This is a genomic window from Cupriavidus sp. 05N39, assembly GCF_056397325.1.
In genome coordinates this window covers 1-15,301 of the sequence record NZ_JBFTNE010000142.1, presented here as the reverse complement: position 1 = coordinate 15,301, position 15,301 = coordinate 1, and the positions used below count along the sequence as shown (strand labels likewise).

The 15,301-nt window shown below is 61.5% G+C and carries 16 protein-coding genes; 11 read left to right on the top strand and 5 right to left on the bottom strand.

Features of this window, described 5'->3' with window-relative positions; genetic code table 11:
* The first annotated feature begins 42 nt into the window (after positions 1–42).
* From AC1DN0_RS37315 to AC1DN0_RS37300, 4 genes are all read left to right on the top strand, one after another.
* Positions 43–1,506, top strand: a complete 1,464-nt coding sequence (locus AC1DN0_RS37315; protein WP_477103793.1) for a Y-family DNA polymerase — start codon at positions 43–45, stop codon at positions 1,504–1,506.
* Positions 1,507–1,516: 10 nt separating this feature from the next.
* Positions 1,517–4,669, top strand: coding sequence for an error-prone DNA polymerase (locus tag AC1DN0_RS37310; protein ID WP_477146443.1), 3,153 nt, complete (start codon positions 1,517–1,519; stop codon positions 4,667–4,669).
* A gap of 58 nt (positions 4,670–4,727) precedes the next feature.
* Positions 4,728–5,399, top strand: coding sequence for an SOS response-associated peptidase (locus tag AC1DN0_RS37305; protein ID WP_477103795.1), 672 nt, complete (start codon positions 4,728–4,730; stop codon positions 5,397–5,399).
* 232 nt (positions 5,400–5,631) lie between these two features.
* Complete coding sequence (locus AC1DN0_RS37300; protein WP_253933075.1) at positions 5,632–6,102, top strand: hypothetical protein; 471 nt, start codon at positions 5,632–5,634, stop codon at positions 6,100–6,102.
* Between the two features lie 60 nt (positions 6,103–6,162).
* On the opposite strand, the gene AC1DN0_RS37295 is transcribed toward AC1DN0_RS37300, so the two are convergent.
* The 3 genes from AC1DN0_RS37295 to AC1DN0_RS37285 are packed head-to-tail and all read right to left on the bottom strand — an operon-like array spanning position 6,163 to position 8,775.
* Positions 6,163–7,233: an RHS repeat domain-containing protein gene (locus tag AC1DN0_RS37295; RefSeq protein ID WP_253933405.1), complete on the bottom strand. Its 1,071-nt coding sequence runs from the start codon at positions 7,231–7,233 to the stop codon at positions 6,163–6,165.
* Positions 7,230–8,285 (bottom strand): hypothetical protein, encoded by a 1,056-nt coding sequence (locus tag AC1DN0_RS37290; protein WP_477144000.1) that lies wholly within the window; start codon positions 8,283–8,285, stop codon positions 7,230–7,232. Before AC1DN0_RS37290 ends, AC1DN0_RS37295 begins: the two co-directional genes overlap by 4 nt.
* A 31-nt stretch (positions 8,286–8,316) precedes the next feature.
* Positions 8,317–8,775, bottom strand: a complete 459-nt coding sequence (locus AC1DN0_RS37285; RefSeq protein WP_477144001.1) for a hypothetical protein — start codon at positions 8,773–8,775, stop codon at positions 8,317–8,319.
* Positions 8,776–9,064: 289 nt separating this feature from the next.
* On the opposite strand from AC1DN0_RS37285, the gene AC1DN0_RS37280 reads away from it, so the two are divergent.
* The 6 genes from AC1DN0_RS37280 to AC1DN0_RS37255 all read left to right on the top strand — a co-directional run bounded on the left by AC1DN0_RS37280 (position 9,065) and on the right by AC1DN0_RS37255 (position 12,212).
* Complete coding sequence (locus AC1DN0_RS37280) at positions 9,065–9,292, top strand: hypothetical protein (protein ID WP_477103797.1); 228 nt, start codon at positions 9,065–9,067, stop codon at positions 9,290–9,292.
* Positions 9,293–9,447: 155 nt separating this feature from the next.
* Entirely contained in the window at positions 9,448–9,813 is a 366-nt protein-coding gene (locus tag AC1DN0_RS37275) for a hypothetical protein (protein ID WP_477103798.1), read from the top strand.
* 504 nt (positions 9,814–10,317) lie between these two features.
* Entirely contained in the window at positions 10,318–10,545 is a 228-nt protein-coding gene (locus AC1DN0_RS37270) for a hypothetical protein (RefSeq protein ID WP_477103799.1), read from the top strand.
* Between the two features lie 66 nt (positions 10,546–10,611).
* Positions 10,612–10,872, top strand: a complete 261-nt coding sequence (locus AC1DN0_RS37265) for a hypothetical protein (RefSeq protein WP_477103800.1) — start codon at positions 10,612–10,614, stop codon at positions 10,870–10,872.
* Positions 10,873–11,079: 207 nt separating this feature from the next.
* Positions 11,080–11,499 (top strand): eL43 family ribosomal protein, encoded by a 420-nt coding sequence (locus AC1DN0_RS37260; RefSeq protein WP_477103801.1) that lies wholly within the window; start codon positions 11,080–11,082, stop codon positions 11,497–11,499.
* A 236-nt stretch (positions 11,500–11,735) separates the two neighbouring features.
* Positions 11,736–12,212: a GNAT family N-acetyltransferase gene (locus AC1DN0_RS37255; RefSeq protein ID WP_477103802.1), complete on the top strand. Its 477-nt coding sequence runs from the start codon at positions 11,736–11,738 to the stop codon at positions 12,210–12,212.
* 210 nt (positions 12,213–12,422) lie between these two features.
* On the opposite strand, the gene AC1DN0_RS37250 is transcribed toward AC1DN0_RS37255, so the two are convergent.
* Positions 12,423–13,517 (bottom strand): hypothetical protein, encoded by a 1,095-nt coding sequence (locus AC1DN0_RS37250; protein ID WP_477103803.1) that lies wholly within the window; start codon positions 13,515–13,517, stop codon positions 12,423–12,425.
* Positions 13,518–14,085: 568 nt separating this feature from the next.
* Between AC1DN0_RS37250 and AC1DN0_RS37245 the strand changes: the two genes are divergently transcribed.
* Positions 14,086–14,403, top strand: coding sequence for an H-NS histone family protein (locus AC1DN0_RS37245; RefSeq protein WP_477103804.1), 318 nt, complete (start codon positions 14,086–14,088; stop codon positions 14,401–14,403).
* Positions 14,404–14,473: 70 nt separating this feature from the next.
* On the opposite strand, the gene AC1DN0_RS37240 is transcribed toward AC1DN0_RS37245, so the two are convergent.
* Positions 14,474–15,052: a hypothetical protein gene (locus AC1DN0_RS37240; protein ID WP_477103805.1), complete on the bottom strand. Its 579-nt coding sequence runs from the start codon at positions 15,050–15,052 to the stop codon at positions 14,474–14,476.
* Positions 15,053–15,301 lie beyond the last annotated feature (249 nt).

Sequence of the window (15,301 nt, the reverse complement as noted above, 5' to 3'; positions counted from 1 at the left end):
TGCGCGTCCTGCTGGAACCGTCGCCGATCCTGCTTCACCGTCATGTTGCGCCTCTGGATCTGCCTGCACCTCTCGTCCCTGCCACTCGAAGTCTTCCGGCCGAATTGGTCCACTGAGTTGGCTGTGGCGGTGTTGGACAAGGAACGCGTCCACCTCGGCTCACGCCTGGCGGCGGAGGCTGGCGTCCGCCCGCAGATGCGCCGCGGCGGTGTGCTGACCATCGCGCCGCAGACCCTGCTATACGATCGGGCCCCGGAGAAGGAAGCCGACGCTCTGCAGCGTGTGGCCATGGCGCTCCTGCAGTTCGCGCCCAACGTGGTGCATGCCGAGGAAGCGTCCGTGCTGGTCGACGTGTCGGCCAGCCTGCGGCTGTTCGGCGGCATCCGCCAGTTGCGCCACCGCATGCGCGCCTCGGTCGCTGCGCTGGGGTTCAGCGCGGCCTGCGGCTGTGCGCCGACGGCCCAAGGCGCTTGGCTGTTGGCCCACGCCGGCGGTGGAAGCACACTCAAGATCGAGGCATTGGAACGCCGGCTGGGCGCCCTCGCCGTCGGCACCCTGCCCGCCGCACGGCCATTCCTGGAATGGCTGGATGGACTGGGGTGTCGTTGCCTTGGCGATATTCGCCGGCTGCCACGGGCCGGGCTGCAGCGTCGGTGCGGCCGCGAACTGAACGAGACGATGGATCGCGCCCTGGGCCAGGCGCCAGAGATCTTCGAATGGCTACAGGCCCCGCCAACCTTCTCCGCGCAGGTCGACCTCCCCGATCGCATCGAGCATGCGGAGGCCACCCTGCTCTACAGCCGCGGGCTCATCGTGCAGATGCTGGGCTGGCTGGCCGCGCACCACTTGGCGGTCACCAAAGTCCTGGTGGAACTCAAACACGAGCGCGGCCGCGAGGCGCTGGCGCCAACCGTCATCGAGATCGCGCTGGCAGAGCCCAGCTGGAGCGAGGATCACCTGATGCGCTTGCTGCGAGAGCGGCTGGCGCAGCTGCAGGTCGATGCCCCCATGATCGCGGTGCGCCTGTCCGTCACCGACGTGCAGGCCAAGGCGCCGCCGAGCGAATCGCTGTTTCCTGAGCCCGGCGGCACGCCCGAGGACCACGCCCGGGTGATGGAGCTGCTCGCGGCACGGCTTGGCGCCTACAACATCCTGCGGCCGGAGTTGCGTGCGGACTACCGGCCGGAGGTAGCCAACACCTGGGTGCCGGCCGTCGGGAAACCCCGGCCTAGCGCGGCGGCGCCCGCCCTGCCCCGCCCGACCTGGCTGCTGGACAAGCCGATTGCCTTGCTGATCCGCGACCACCGCCCGTTCTATGGCTCGCCCCTGCGCATGGTCTCTCCCCCGGAGCGTATCGAGGCCGGCTGGTGGAGCGGCGAGCTCGTGACGCGCGACTATTACGTGGCCGAGGGCCGCGATCACGCCCATTACTGGGTCTATCAGGAACGCATGGGCAGCCGGGACGGCGATGAGGCCACGTGGTACCTGCACGGGCTGTTCGGGTGAAGGTGGCGGCATGGAATCCCTGCGCACCGGCGGCGGCTTGCCCGACTATGCCGAGCTTCACTGCCTCTCGAATTTCTCTTTCCTGGAAGGCGCCTCCCGTGCGGAAGAGCTGGTCGAGCGCGCCGTGCAACTGGGCTACAGCGCGCTCGCCATCACCGACGAATGTTCGTTGGCCGGCATCGTCCGGGCACATGCGGAAGCCAAGAAGCACGGGCTCAAGCTGCTAGTCGGCGCATCGTTTCGCCTGGTCAATGCGGACGGCAGCCCCTGTGTCTCCTTTGTCGCCCTCGCCCGCAATCGCGAGGGCTACGGCAACCTCTGCGAGCTGATCACGCTGGCCCGTATCCGTACGGCAAAGGGCGCCTACCTGCTTACCCGCCGGGATCTGGATGCCCCGGAAGGTGACTACGCGCACCTGCGAGGCCTGCCCGACTGCACGATCATCTTCACGCCGGAGTACTGCACGCCGGCGGAGCGGCTGGACACCCAAGCCGCATGGATCACGGCCACCTTCCCGGGTCGCGCGTGGATGAGCCTGACCCTGTTGTACCGCGCCATGGACGACATCCATCGGGCGGGCGTCATGGAAGCGGCCGCGGCCAATCACCTGCGCGTTGTAGCCACCGGACACGTGCAGATGCACGTACGCTCACGCAAGCCGCTCCATGACGTGCTGAGCGCCATCCGCCTGGGCAAGGCCGTGCCCGATTGCGGGTACCAGCTGACCCCCAACGCAGAACAGCACCTGCGCTCGCGCCTACGCTTGGCCAATGTCTACCCGCACCGGCTGCTGACCGAATCGCTGCACATCGCCAATCTCTGCCAATTTTCGTTGGATGAGTTGCGCTACGAATACCCCGAAGAAGTGGTGCCGGATGGCATCTCCCCGGCAGACTACCTGCGCAGCGAGACCTACATCGGCGCGCACCGACGATTTCCGCAGGGGATCCCGCATGCCGTGCAAGCGCAGATCGAGCACGAACTGGCGCTGATCCGCGACCTGCAGTACGAACGGTACTTCCTCACCGTATACGACATAGTCAACTTCGCCCGCTCAAACCGCATCTTGTGCCAGGGCCGAGGGTCCGCCGCCAACTCTGCCGTTTGCTACTGCCTCRGCGTCACCGAGGTGGATCCGGCGCGCGGCAACCTGCTGTTCGAGCGCTTCATCTCGAAAGAGCGCGCCGAGCCCCCCGATATCGATGTCGACTTCGAGCACCAGCGGCGCGAGGAAGTCATCCAGTATCTGTACCGCAAGTACGGCCGCACGCGGGCGGCCCTCGCCGCGGCCGTGGCAACCTACCGCCCGCGCAGCGCCCTGCGCGAGTCCGGCAAGGCCTTGGGCGTCGATCCCGCCATCGTCGACCTGGTTGCGAAGGCCCATCACTGGTTTGACGGCAAAGCGGACCTGCTCAAGCGCTTTGCGGGAAGCGGCGTCGATATCGAGAGCGAGCTGACCCAGCGGTGGGCCAACATGGCGACGCAGCTGCTGGGCTTTCCGCGGCATCTGTCGCAGCATTCCGGCGGTTTTGTGCTAGCCCGGGGAAAACTCTCGCGCCTCGTGYCGATCGAGAACGCGGCGATGCCGGATCGCAGTGTGATCCAGTGGGACAAGGATGATCTGGATGCCGTAGGCCTGCTCAAGGTCGATGTGCTGGCGCTGGGCATGCTGTCCGCCATCCACCGCGCGCTAGACCTCGTCTCGGAGCAGCGCGGTGAGGTATTCGAACTGCAGGACATCCCCGCCGAGGATCCTGCCACCTACGAGATGCTGTGCCACGCCGACAGCGTTGGGGTGTTCCAGGTCGAATCTCGTGCGCAAATGTCCATGCTGCCCCGGCTGCAGCCACGCACCTTCTACGACCTGGTCGTCGAGGTCGCCATCGTGCGGCCGGGCCCGGTGCAGGGCGGCATGGTGCACCCCTACTTGCGCCGCCGGCAAGGCAAGGAACCGGTGACCTATCCCAGCCCGGATATGGAAAAGGCGCTGTCGCGCACGCTCGGCGTGCCGATCTTCCAGGAACAGGTGATGCAGGTGGCCATGCTCGCGGCCGGCTTCTCCGCCGGCGAGGCAGACCAACTGCGTCGGGCCATGGCCGCCTGGAAGCGCAAGGGCGGACTGGAACGCTATTACGACCGCATCATCTCCGGCATGCTCGAGCGTGGCTACGAGCGCGAATTTGCCGAGAGCATCTTCCGACAGATCCAGGGGTTCGGCGAATATGGCTTCCCGGAAAGCCACTCGGCCAGCTTTGCACTACTGGTCTACGCCAGTGCCTGGCTCAAGCGCCACGAGCCAGCGGCTTTTCTCTGTGCCATGCTCAACAGCCAGCCCATGGGCTTCTACAGCCCCTCCCAGCTCGTGCAGGATGCCAAGCGGCATGGCGTCGAGGTCCTGCCAGCAGACATCACCGTCAGTGGCTGGGATTCGACGCTGGAGCCGCGCGAGCGCAGGCCGCCGGCGGTCCGCCTTGGCCTGTCCCTGCTGCGTGGCATGCGGCAAGAAGCCGCTCTGCGCATCGAAGACGCGCGCTCGGTGCGCGCATTCACCAGCACCACGGATCTGGCCCGCCGCGCGTCATTGGACCGGCACGACATCCAGGTGCTCGCCGCGGGGAACACCCTGCGCGCCCTCACCGGAGACCGGCGCCAGGCCCTGTGGCAGGCCTCCGTTGCCGTGCCCGACAAGGACTTGTTGCGTCCTGCGGACCTGACGGAGGAACTGCCAACCCTTGCGCCGCCAAGCGAGGGCGAGGAGATCGTGGGGGACTACCGGTCCATGGGGCTGACACTGAACCGGCACCCACTCGCCTTGCTCCGCGCACAACTTGCCGCGCATCGCTTCGAGCCCGCATCGACCCTCTTCGGCTACCAGAACCGCCAGCTCGCGCGTGGCGCCGGCATCGTCACGGTGCGGCAGCGGCCAGGGACCGCGAACGGGGTCCTGTTCATGACCATCGAGGACGAGACCGGTACGGTGAACGTCATCGTGTGGCCATCGGTATTGGAGCGGTACCGCAAGGAAGTCCTTGGGGCACRCCTGATCGGTGTCCTCGGGCAATGGCAATGCGAAGGCGAGGTTCGGCACCTTGTCGCGCAGCGGATGGTAGACCTCACGCCGCTATTGGGGCGGCTGCCGACCAGCGGCCGTGATTTTTGCTGACGGGGCTAGATAAGGCGCGCTTCCTGATACGATTTCGAGGATTCCTGGAGAGCTGGCAATGTGTAACAACTACCTTCCGGTGCAATCCCAGCTGCTGCGCGACGTCTATGGTGTCGAGCCACCACCCCTCGACTACCCGCCGGAGACCTGGCCAGACTATGCCGCGCCGATCATCGTAGGCGGCGACGGCACGCGCCAGGCGCTGATGGGCACATTCGGCATGGTGCCCAAGACCCGCATCCCACTGGGCGTGGCCAAGTTTGACACCACCAACGCGCGATCGGAGACGGTCGGCGAAAAGCGGTCGTTCTCCGGCCCTTGGAAGAAGGGTCAGCTCTGCCTAGTGCCGGCCGCGAGTTTCCACGAGCCGTTCTATGAGGCAGGGCAAACGAAGTCCGTGCGCTGGCGGATCTGGCTCAAGGACGAGCCCGAGTTCGCCATCGCCGGCTTGTGGCGCGCTTGGCCGGGCGAGGCCGGCGGCGAGGTGTTCAGCTTCACCATGCTGACCATCAACTCGGACACGCATCCGTTGATGAACCGCTTCCACGCCCCGGGCAAGGAAAAACGGATGATCGTGATCGTACCGCGGGCGGAATGGGACGACTGGCTGACCTGCCGGGATCCAGAAGTCGCGCGCAGCTTTCTGCGCGAGTTCCCTGCCGATCAAATGCAGGCAGAACCAGCGCCGAGATCACTCCGAATGGCCCCGACGGCAACAAGGGGCCTGTGACCCTGGGTCAGACGCTGCGAGTACGCCCTTCGGGTAAGCACAACCAATGCCCGCTTGGAGACGGTTGGCGAACGCCGCTGTTATCCCACACGCAGCTACGCAGTTACTTTCGCGCGCACCTTTGTACAGCGGCGATGGTCCGCCGCGGGCTTGCTGCCGCGGCATATCGGCTAATACTCCCTTTCGCAGCCGGAGATTAAGCGTTCGACATCAAAACAGGGCGAGAGACCCCATGCGTGCTGGTCGAGGGGTCTTCCGGAGACGCCCCCAGGGGCAAGGAGCATTCAATGGCACGTTCTTCCCGGATGCCCAGGCCGTGCGGGATTTCATGCAAGCGGAATGCGGATGGAAGGACACCGACATCGTTGCGCTCGCGAGCGCGCGCCCGCTGGAAGACTGCGACTGTAAAGCGCGCTTTGGTGAGTGGATCGTCTGGCAACCTTGCGCCGGCTGCGGTGCAAAGTTGGCCTGTGCGCCGGATGCCGTGGCCGACTATCACTGTGACGACTGCGACTACGACACCGACGAATCAATCGGGCGAACACGCGGCCGATGCCGTTATGCTCGACAGCCGACCTCGGGGCGCTACAAGACAGTCGTCGCCGTCAAGTCGACGACGATTCGGGAAGGCTTTGCAAACGAGTTAACCGCAAGTACTGGTCGAGCGCGGCTATCTCGCTCGGCGCGCCGCATAGTGTACTGATCGGCGTAGGCGTCGCTGGCGGTGGCGGTGGCGGTGGAGGTGGCGGTGGAGGTGGGATGGTCAATTGGTCTGGAGGGAATAGGTCTCATCAAGCGCCGTCCACTCCGAGTCCTTGGTCCGCTGACGAACGCGGGCCTGTTTCAAGTCGCCGTTCTCCGTGAACCAGTACTGCGCGTCGAATTCATGGATCTTGACGCCGTCCTTCATGCGCGCGGCCAGGACTCGACGCTCGGTTGACGTGTCGCCCTCAATGATCCGGTACGTCTCCATGCTGCCGTCACGTTCGAGGAAGCTGGCGATCTTGCTGGTGTTGCCGAGATAGAACATGGTTACCTGAGTGCCGTCGGGCCAGTGGACGCTTTGGAGCCGTCCGGCCGGGTCGAAGTCAAACAGGTAGGTCTTCTTCCAGGCATTCTCGTGTTCGACCTGACGGCCGTTCGCGTCGTACTTGAAGGTTCCCTGATAGTCTTGGTCGGTACGGAACGACTTGACGTGGTTGTCTTCGCCGTAGGCGAAGCGGATGGTATCGGTATTGCCTTCCCGGAGCCCAGAGATACGGCCGCGCGCATCCCGGACGATGGTCGTGGCGGCGATAACCTGCAATACACCATCCGTACTGAAACCCATCTCCGGCCGACCAACAGGAAAGATGCGCATTCCGGTGCGGCTGAGCTTCAGCGACGCGCTTTCCGCTTTGACGCCCACCTGGATGAATTCAAGCGTCTCGTCGTCCTTCATCTGCTTGACGTAGTCCGCCACGGACATATCCCTGAGCATCTTCTTCGTGGCATATGTGGGCAGAAACATGATTTCACGGCCTTTCTGGCTGGCCGTGCCGCATCGGTTGTTGACGATCGCCTGGCCGCGCAGCGACAGCCACTGCTCCAGGTCGACGTGGAACCCGCTGAGACGGAGCTTTGGATCGGACACGTGCATGGCCGCGCACCAGCCGAGTCCGAACATGCCATCGTAAGAGCTGTTTCCCTGATACGTTTGCACGAGATCGCCCCAGTCGGTGCGCGTCATGACCCATTCGTGCCAGTAGGTCAGCTTTGTCAGGTCGACTTCCGCGCGCGCCCACAGCGGCGAGCACAGCGACAGCGCGACGAGCGCATGGATCAGGCGTTTCATTTCAACGGGTTTCCTTTTGTGATAACGCCATCCTTGGCGGTGGCGGAGTACCAGCGATCGTCTCCGACGAGACGCACTTTCCCGCTGCCGTCGGGCTTTCCATGCACCATTTGCCCTTCGTAGAGCACTTCCGGCGTTTGCATCGAGCCTTTGCCGGTGATTTCGAAGAACGCATTGGTGCCGTCATGCACAATGACCTCGCCCTGGGTAGTGACGGCCGTCTTGGTGTTCACCTCGATCGACCAGTATTTGCCGGGTGTACGGCCATCAAGATCGAGTGCGGTGCCAATGCCATTGGCCTCCGAGTAGTCCACCTCGGCCATGCGGAGCTTTTCGCCGCGCAGGCCATAGGTGGCACCGCAATTCAGCTTCCCCGCATGGGGGGCGGCACCCAACGGATTGCATTTGAAATAGATCGAATAGGGCAGGTTGGACTCATCCCGTTGGTCCGGAATTGCAATATAGGTTCCCCCTGTCGCGTAGCCACCGTCGGGGTACATTTCCAGGATGATCTGTTCGAAAAGGTTCTGGCGTGTTCCTTCCAACGCCCATCTGGCCTTCGTCGATCCAAAATTTCTCTCGAGATAGGCCTTGAACCCGGGATCGATTTCAGGGGTGTAGGGGAAGTCGATCGCTGACCACTTCCCGGGGGCGCGGTTCTTCATGCTGACGACCCATGCTTTCGCGGCGAGCACCAGCACTGGATTTTCAGGATCGACCTCAGCCGGCGTCATGCGGTTCAGGCGGCTGCCCAGCGCGCCGCAGTAGTAGGCGCTACCGAACATTTCGGCCATATGTGCCCCGTGACGAATCACGGCATCGTGTAAACCTTCGATGCGCCAGGGGGAATAGGCGACCCACGTAGCCGTGAATCTCGGTAAGACCGTCGCCCGTCGCGAATCAGCGGGCTCATGGGCGGTGACCAGCGCACACATCCGATCGCTGTAGAGCACGATGCTGACGGAGCGGTGTTCCGCGATGTGGTTGGTGAAGTCCCTGTCCGACAGCGACTCGATAGATATCTTTTCGGGATGCGTGTGGACAGATCCCAACACAGCTCCCGCGCACTTCACCCCGTTGCGTTCAATGAGAACCGACTGCTGTTTGCCGCCCCTGCATCGCGCCGACTTTCCAAGTCCGGGCATGCCCCTGCCCACCAGTGCTTACACTGTCGACGGCTCTGCGCAGCCGCGTTTCCTCACGCTTGAAACCCTCGGCGTCCATGGTGGCGCGCTTCGACAACAGCGCTTGATAGGCCGCCAATGCCGCTTCGCTGCTTTGCTGGATCGCATCGGGCGTTGTCAGTTCAAGGCAGGCCCCTGCTTCCCGTCCGGTTTCGCGGGTTTCACGCACCAATTCCCAAAAGGCAGCGATCCAGGGATCGGGAATCGTGAGTTCGGCAGGGTAGTCCGCGCTTTTCGAAATGCGTTTCAATCCCGCGAGCACTTGCTCCGACTCGGAAAGCTGTTGCGCGAACACAGGCTTAATGAACGCAGCCAGTAACAGGGCGCACCCCAGTGCGAAGCAGCGTTTCCTGGTCATTATTTCCCCCTATCCCCGTTCTTTGTTCTGCCGATAGGCTCCATAACTTCGCTCGGGAAGTCAATACCGCAGATGCAGGGTAGCGGCCGAACCACCGCGCGGAGGAGATTCTCCATCTTTTCTGAGACCGGTGGCCATCGAATTCTCAGAAAAGTTGGATAGGACTTTGATTTGTAGAGAGCGTCTTGTCTTGTCAACTATTTTGGGGAACCCACACAAGGCCAGCCAGCTTGACAACGCGGAGGAAGACTGGAAAAGTTCCTGTCACCCATGTATCCGCACCAAGTAGATGGACTACCAACTGCATTTTAAAGAAGGAAAGCCACCCGAACTGGGGGCGCAGTATCTTTTCTGGATGTCCAATGGCCTGGTGACCGAGGGGGTCTATTGGCAAAGAGACGGCGCCGAGGTTGTGACGGTTTATTCCATGGTTGAGCCAATGCGGCCGGAGGCTTCAACACATGGGATCGCCAGCGTACGAGCTTGGGCGCACTGCCAGCAGGTCCGCCCGGACTAGGCGACTTCTGTGGTGTCCCCGCTGGACGATAGGCCGAACGGCTCTCCAATTGATGACGTGGCCACCCACCAGCAGCTTTTTCGGCACGGCCCTCCATGTCGATAGTTGGAATTGAATGGAAACGCCCCGTCGGGGGCATTAGGGAGCAAAAACAGATGGGTGAAGCCAAACGACGTGGTAGTCGTGACCAACGAGTGGCCGGTGCGTCCGCATCGATTCCCACACCGGAATCCGTCCGAGACAACATGGGCTTTCCGGAAACGTGCAAGTTCATAGGCTATGTTGTGCACCTCCCAGACAGCGACGAATTCCTAGCTCGTGCCACCGAGCCACAGCCAGGCGTCCTGCTGTATCAGTACGCGGCTACCCCCGGCCTTGCGAAGGTCTATCCCCAACACCACACGGCGAGCAAGGTCGCCAATGGCATCCAGAAGCATCGGACCGTGGTGGCCTTTTTGTTCGACCATGGGACTCAGTGGCTCGTGGGCTTCACGGACCCGGAAACCGAGCCGCAAAGCTGAGAAAGCGCCCCGGCAAGGGAAGGATGGTCCATGAGGTTCTACTTACAGATTGAGACCCAGCTAGGGTGGCGCTATTTGCGCCGGGGCTATTGGGACCGATCCTCCGTCGATGAGCAACGCCCCCAGGTCAAGCGAGGCGAGAATCTGACTGATGACGTCGAGCATGCGGAATGGTGGTCGCAGCGTGGCGTGCAGACCCGGCACGGGCGCTGCTCCTTCGATGTCGTTGCTACAGAGCTGCTCAAGTCCGGATACAAGACGCGGTTCGTCTCGATAGACTGGAAAGGACACCAAGGGGGAAGGGAGCTATCCTTGGAATAAGAGGGGCCGTCTCCGGGCGATCTTTTCTTGTCTCGCCATCATGCCGATAACGGCGATTACTGGTCGGCGTGCTGCGGCTCCCAAAACAAGAAAACGCCCCCGCCAGGGCACCAAGAGAAAACGCCTCCAGCTGGGGAGCAGAGGATAACGCCCACCTCGGGCCGGCAACCGAAGAGAAACGTCATGCACCTGCAGCTTGTTGTCAGCCCTTCGCACTTCGTTGATCGCTACGGTCGCCGAGTTCTGACCGATGGCGGCCAACCAGGCATGGACGGCAATGAGGATGTCGGCTCTACCACGGAGCAATATCGCAATCGCGTGGCGGCCGCCGTCTACGCCAATTGCAAGCATCTGGACAATGCCCAGTTGGGCGAGATCATCGCCTGGGTGCAGCTGTACAAGAGCAAGTGATGTCGCCGGCGATCGACGCCACGGGAAACGCCTCGGCGGGGGTAGACAGCGGCCAAGAGGGCGACGATGGACGAGGACCGTAGCTGGGACAAGACAGACTGGAAGGCACGCGCGGAAACGCTGGCGACCTTGCTGGACGGCTTCCGTGAAGACGCACGCCGCTTCCGGCATCTAATGTCGCTGGCGGAGCCGCATGCCGACGGCTGGCGCATCGAGCTGCCCAGCGATATGCCATTCGAGCGGGCGATCGACACGGACATGCAGACCCGGGCCGTCATCGCAGACCTGCAGCGCAGCGCTCGGGGTGACCAAAGCAACGCCGAATGAGGAAAACGCCCCCCCGAGCAGGGGATCAAGAAATGCCCATCCAAGGCAACTGGGAGAAAGGTAATGAGTAGCAGCGGGATGCGAGTGGAGATCATATTGAGGCGTGCGGCCGATGACCCCGAGGTGAACTCGCCGGAGTTTCAATCGGAGTTGCACACTTTTAGTGGGGCGTTAAGGTCTGCTGGAGTTTCCTATTCCCAGAGGGGAATGGCATTCGATTCCGCCGCAGCCATGGGCTATCCGCTGGCCGAATTCGCCATCAAGGACCTAGCACCGTATGCCGCCACGGTTGTGACAGCCCTGACCGCCTGGATCGGCGCACGCTATGGTCGCAAAGTGCGGTTTAAGGTAGGTGATCTCGAGTTGGAGGCCCGCTCCCCGGGGGAGATTGAGCGGCTCGTGAAGCTGGCTCACAAACATCAAGCCGAACAGATGCATCAAGAGGTTTTGCGGCTTAATGTCATTCGGAATCAGCGTTTGGAAGAGATAGCCAAGCTAACGAGCGATATGGCCATAGCCGGCAGTGCCCAGGAGGGCAATCCGCGGTTTGACGCACTCATGGCCGAGCAGAAACGCTTGTTGGAATCTTCGGAGGCTGCCAACAAGGAAGGATTGGGCCGCGTGTGAATCATGACCAACCGCCGTTGGTTTGCATGTTTTGTTCCCACGAGATCTTCGCCAACTAGCCGTATGCTCGGGAAGCGGGGTAACCTCACAGGGGTGGAGATTTGCCGGCGGCGGCATGAGGGGCACCTCTATGGCCACGCCACAAGTATCGACTATCTGATGTCCGGGCGCCATCGCCAGACTATCGACACCCTGTAGACTTTCAGTCACGCCAATTCTTGGAGCCTACTATGCCGATGACAGATCCCACCGACTCCCTGAAATCATTCCAGGAGCATTTTTCTCTTGGCGTCATTGACGTGCAGCGCGGTGCCCTCGACCAGGATTTGTTCGTCCACCAGGATCAACCGAACGGAACCCTCAGACTCACGTATGTACGACTCAAAGGGCAAACGGTAAGCGCCTTGGCAGTGTTCGTACTGACTGAGCCCATCAACGGAGCGCCGTGCTTCCAGATCGGCTACGCCGTCCCAGAGGTGTATCGGTCCCAGGGAAACGCCAAGGCTACCGTGAGCGCCGCCATTGCAGAGCTGAAGCACGGTCTTGGGCGCAATGGAGCCAAGCCGTTCTATATCGAAGCAATCGTTGGCACCGACAACCTAGCGTCGCAGAAGGTAGCTGGCGAGACTTTGACCGCAGCAACTGAGGCAATCACGGATGAAGTGTCGGGCCTGCCAGCGCTGCGCTACTTGATGAAGATCACCTACCCCTAAAGCCGATGGCTGCCTGCCAGGCGCGGCAGCAGCTGGGCGGCATTCCACGAGCCGAGAACAAAATTCTGCAACCCAACGGCCGCCTCCGGGCGGCCTTTTTTGCCACCCGGCTCCATGCGGATAACTGCTATTATGGCATGGTGTTTTTAAGGATCCCAGCGCTTGCTGGCTTCCTGCAGGCGCCGAGGCGCCTAGATCGGGACGCCGCTGTCAGAAGCTGTATGGCGCGCGGCTCCAATCCTTCAGGACCCGGTAGTCGTGCTCGGGCAACACGATGGTGCCGGCCTCGGCCGCGGCCAGGATTTGCTCCCCCGCCCAAGACCCAAGCCGATTGCCGTGCAACACGAAGAAGAACCAGGCAAATGCGTGGCCAACACGCACGTCGAATCGGAGGAGCTCGTCCCATAGTGCTAACACGGATCCGCGGCGCTTCTCCTTGACCTCTGGCAGCCTGCGCGTCGTGGTCCAAGCCGGAATCACTGTAAGGTGGCGAGACTGGTCCTGCGGGTTCGTATAGTCGCTGACCTCGAAAACCCAGTGGTCAGTGAGCGAGGCACCGTTCCGGCCCGCGCTCGATCGATCCCAGTCAGCGAAAAAACGTGCCAGCCGCGGCTTGCGGTCGCGCAACTGTGGGTACTTATCGAAGTACCGAGCTGAGTGTTCTTCACCGGTCCGAGTATTACGTGTCAGGATGATGACGCGTTCTTGTTTAGCCTTTTCTGCGTCGTCCAACTCGCTCTCAAGGCACAACACCTCCGCGAGATCGTCAATTCTCTCCAGATGGTAGGACGGGGCGCCGAACGGAATACGCGAATCCAGCGACGCGCCCTTGCAGCTGGTTTGTTCCAACAGGCTATCGAGTGACCTGGGTTGGGCGTATATATCCGCTCCAAATAGTGCCCGCTCGATCCAATGTTGATATCGGGTAACGATGATCTGGTAGAACTCCGCTGACCCCGTACCGTAAGGCGCAACAAAGCAGATGCGCTGAATCTCCGCATCCGCAAACCGTAGCTCACCGTCCTTGTGCTTACGCCAGACCGCCACCGGATCGCCGCCGGCTTCCTCAAGTTCTCCCTCCAACCAATCACGGTACTTGCCGAGGGAAGTACCATCTGGCGCGATGACAAGACAATGAGGCGTCGCGAGCGAGAATCCGTCTCGCACATTGCCAAGCCAGACAGGGTCCAGACCTGTTGAGCGACGAAGCTTTTCGATCAGTTGCTTGTGGCCACGCGAGTCCGTCGCAGCGGCGACAACCGTTTCGATTACATCGTGTGAAAGCGGTGGTCGGGAGATGGTCAACGCATCACCTTGCATAGGGTACCTTCGGAGTTACTCGGGTGTCCTGCCAGCAGGCAATCTTGCCATCCCCGAGCTTTCCAATCGAGTGTATCAGTTCGATGTGGTGTCGCCCGTCGGGGGGGATCAAGCAGCATTGAGACGCTGTTATCCTGAGGCCCGATTCGTCCGGCCATGATTTGYGCGAGTTGCAGATGATAAAAGCTTCCCTCCTTGCGAACCGAGTCCGTTGGGCAGTTGCATTCACTGCAATCTTGTTGGTGATCGCCGTTCATTACATCGCAACCGATGGCCAACCAGGCCAGCGGGCGGACGTTCACGGTGCCACTTCCGGCGACTGGTATTTTATCGTCGCGCCTACTGAACCTGACTCACTCGCGAGAGTTGACTATTTTTTCTTTAGCAACCAGAGCGAGTGCGAGAAGCGCTGGCGAGAACTACAGCAAGAGAAAGCGGTGGTTGCATCAAAGTGCAAGATCACTGCATTGAGGCAGATTTAATAATAGCCTCCGCCCCGTCGCGCGAATGGAAGAAATACTGTAGGCTTATTCCTTTCCAGCGGAGAGCTAACATGGCGACATACAAGCAACTATTGGCCGAGAAAGAGAAAATCGAGGCTCAGATTGTAGAAGTCCGCGCGACCGAAGTCGCCGGCGTGATCGAAAAGATCCGTGCTCTTATGGCCGAGCACGAACTTACTGCCGACGATCTGGCACCGAAGCGCCGTCGCGGTAGGCCGGCATTGAGCGAGAAAGCCGCTGCTGCCACGAAAGCTGAAGTGCCCCCGAAGTACCTGGACCCCAAAACAGGTGCCACCTGGTCAGGCCGCGGCCGCGCCCCGGTATGGCTCGGCAAGAATCGGGATAGGTTTCTGATCCCTGAGGCCTGAGGCCTGAGGCCTGAAAGCAAACACTGCCGCCGACGGCGCACCCCTCTACATCTCGACGGCTGCRCTGCCCTTAGAGCCGGAATCTGATGTTTGGATTGGCATCGATCGAGCCAACATTCCAGACGTAGGCTTTGCTGAACAGTCCTGGCGTGCCTGAGGCATTGTGGGAGATAACTTGGGCATTGGATGGCAAGCGAACCTCGAACTTGCCATCCACCCTGATGCCGAGATCTCTAAGACCAGCCTTATCCTTCTCCTGTAGGACCGCCGGCGCAATCGTGTAGACGCCTTCCTTGTCCCTCGTGACCGAGATAACCTTCAGAACAGGCGCGGATTCCCCCACACGCAGATCTCGCTCGATGGCCAGGTCGTAGCGACCAGCGCCAAAATAGCTGGCCTTTTGGATGCCAGGGACCTTGGCCATCTTGTTCGCTTCTTGCTTGAGGCCCTGCTCATCCTTCTCGGACAGTGGGCCCTGCCCCTTGATCTGCATTGCCGCCGGCAAAAATGTCGCCGTACCATCGTACTTGTACGTGTACGCCCCATCTGCCTTCATTGTGACAGAGGCAACGAATTTTTCCGGAATCAGGCAACCCGCAAGAAGACACGTGAAGCCGATTTCGGCTAACAGAGGGAATGATCTACGCATAGTCAATTTTGAAGTCGATGGCGAACACGCATATTATTCTCGTCTGAGTCATCGACGGCAACCCAGTGCAACGTCGACTCTCCCGGATGCAAGCCAGCGGAAGATCGGATCGGAACGCCACTAGTCGCCGATCGTCCAACCTGATGCCTTGATCAACTGCAGGACGCGCCCGACCTCAGAAGTCGCCGGCGTTGTATTGATGGTTCTATACAAGTCCTTCAGCATCTCCGTGAACGTGAGGATCTGGAT

Coding starts and splice junctions, on each gene's coding strand:
- AC1DN0_RS37260 (WP_477103801.1), top strand. CDS start 11,080: ATGGCATTCGATTCCGCCGCAGCCATGGGCTATCCGCTGGCCGAATTC.
- AC1DN0_RS37315 (WP_477103793.1), top strand. CDS start 43: ATGTTGCGCCTCTGGATCTGCCTGCACCTCTCGTCCCTGCCACTCGAA.
- AC1DN0_RS37280 (WP_477103797.1), top strand. CDS start 9,065: ATGGACTACCAACTGCATTTTAAAGAAGGAAAGCCACCCGAACTGGGG.
- AC1DN0_RS37245 (WP_477103804.1), top strand. CDS start 14,086: ATGGCGACATACAAGCAACTATTGGCCGAGAAAGAGAAAATCGAGGCT.
- AC1DN0_RS37295 (WP_253933405.1), bottom strand. CDS start 7,233: ATGAAACGCCTGATCCATGCGCTCGTCGCGCTGTCGCTGTGCTCGCCG.
- AC1DN0_RS37265 (WP_477103800.1), top strand. CDS start 10,612: ATGGACGAGGACCGTAGCTGGGACAAGACAGACTGGAAGGCACGCGCG.
- AC1DN0_RS37305 (WP_477103795.1), top strand. CDS start 4,728: ATGTGTAACAACTACCTTCCGGTGCAATCCCAGCTGCTGCGCGACGTC.
- AC1DN0_RS37270 (WP_477103799.1), top strand. CDS start 10,318: ATGCACCTGCAGCTTGTTGTCAGCCCTTCGCACTTCGTTGATCGCTAC.
- AC1DN0_RS37255 (WP_477103802.1), top strand. CDS start 11,736: ATGACAGATCCCACCGACTCCCTGAAATCATTCCAGGAGCATTTTTCT.
- AC1DN0_RS37240 (WP_477103805.1), bottom strand. CDS start 15,052: ATGCGTAGATCATTCCCTCTGTTAGCCGAAATCGGCTTCACGTGTCTT.
- AC1DN0_RS37300 (WP_253933075.1), top strand. CDS start 5,632: ATGCGTGCTGGTCGAGGGGTCTTCCGGAGACGCCCCCAGGGGCAAGGA.
- AC1DN0_RS37285 (WP_477144001.1), bottom strand. CDS start 8,775: ATGACCAGGAAACGCTGCTTCGCACTGGGGTGCGCCCTGTTACTGGCT.
- AC1DN0_RS37275 (WP_477103798.1), top strand. CDS start 9,448: ATGGGTGAAGCCAAACGACGTGGTAGTCGTGACCAACGAGTGGCCGGT.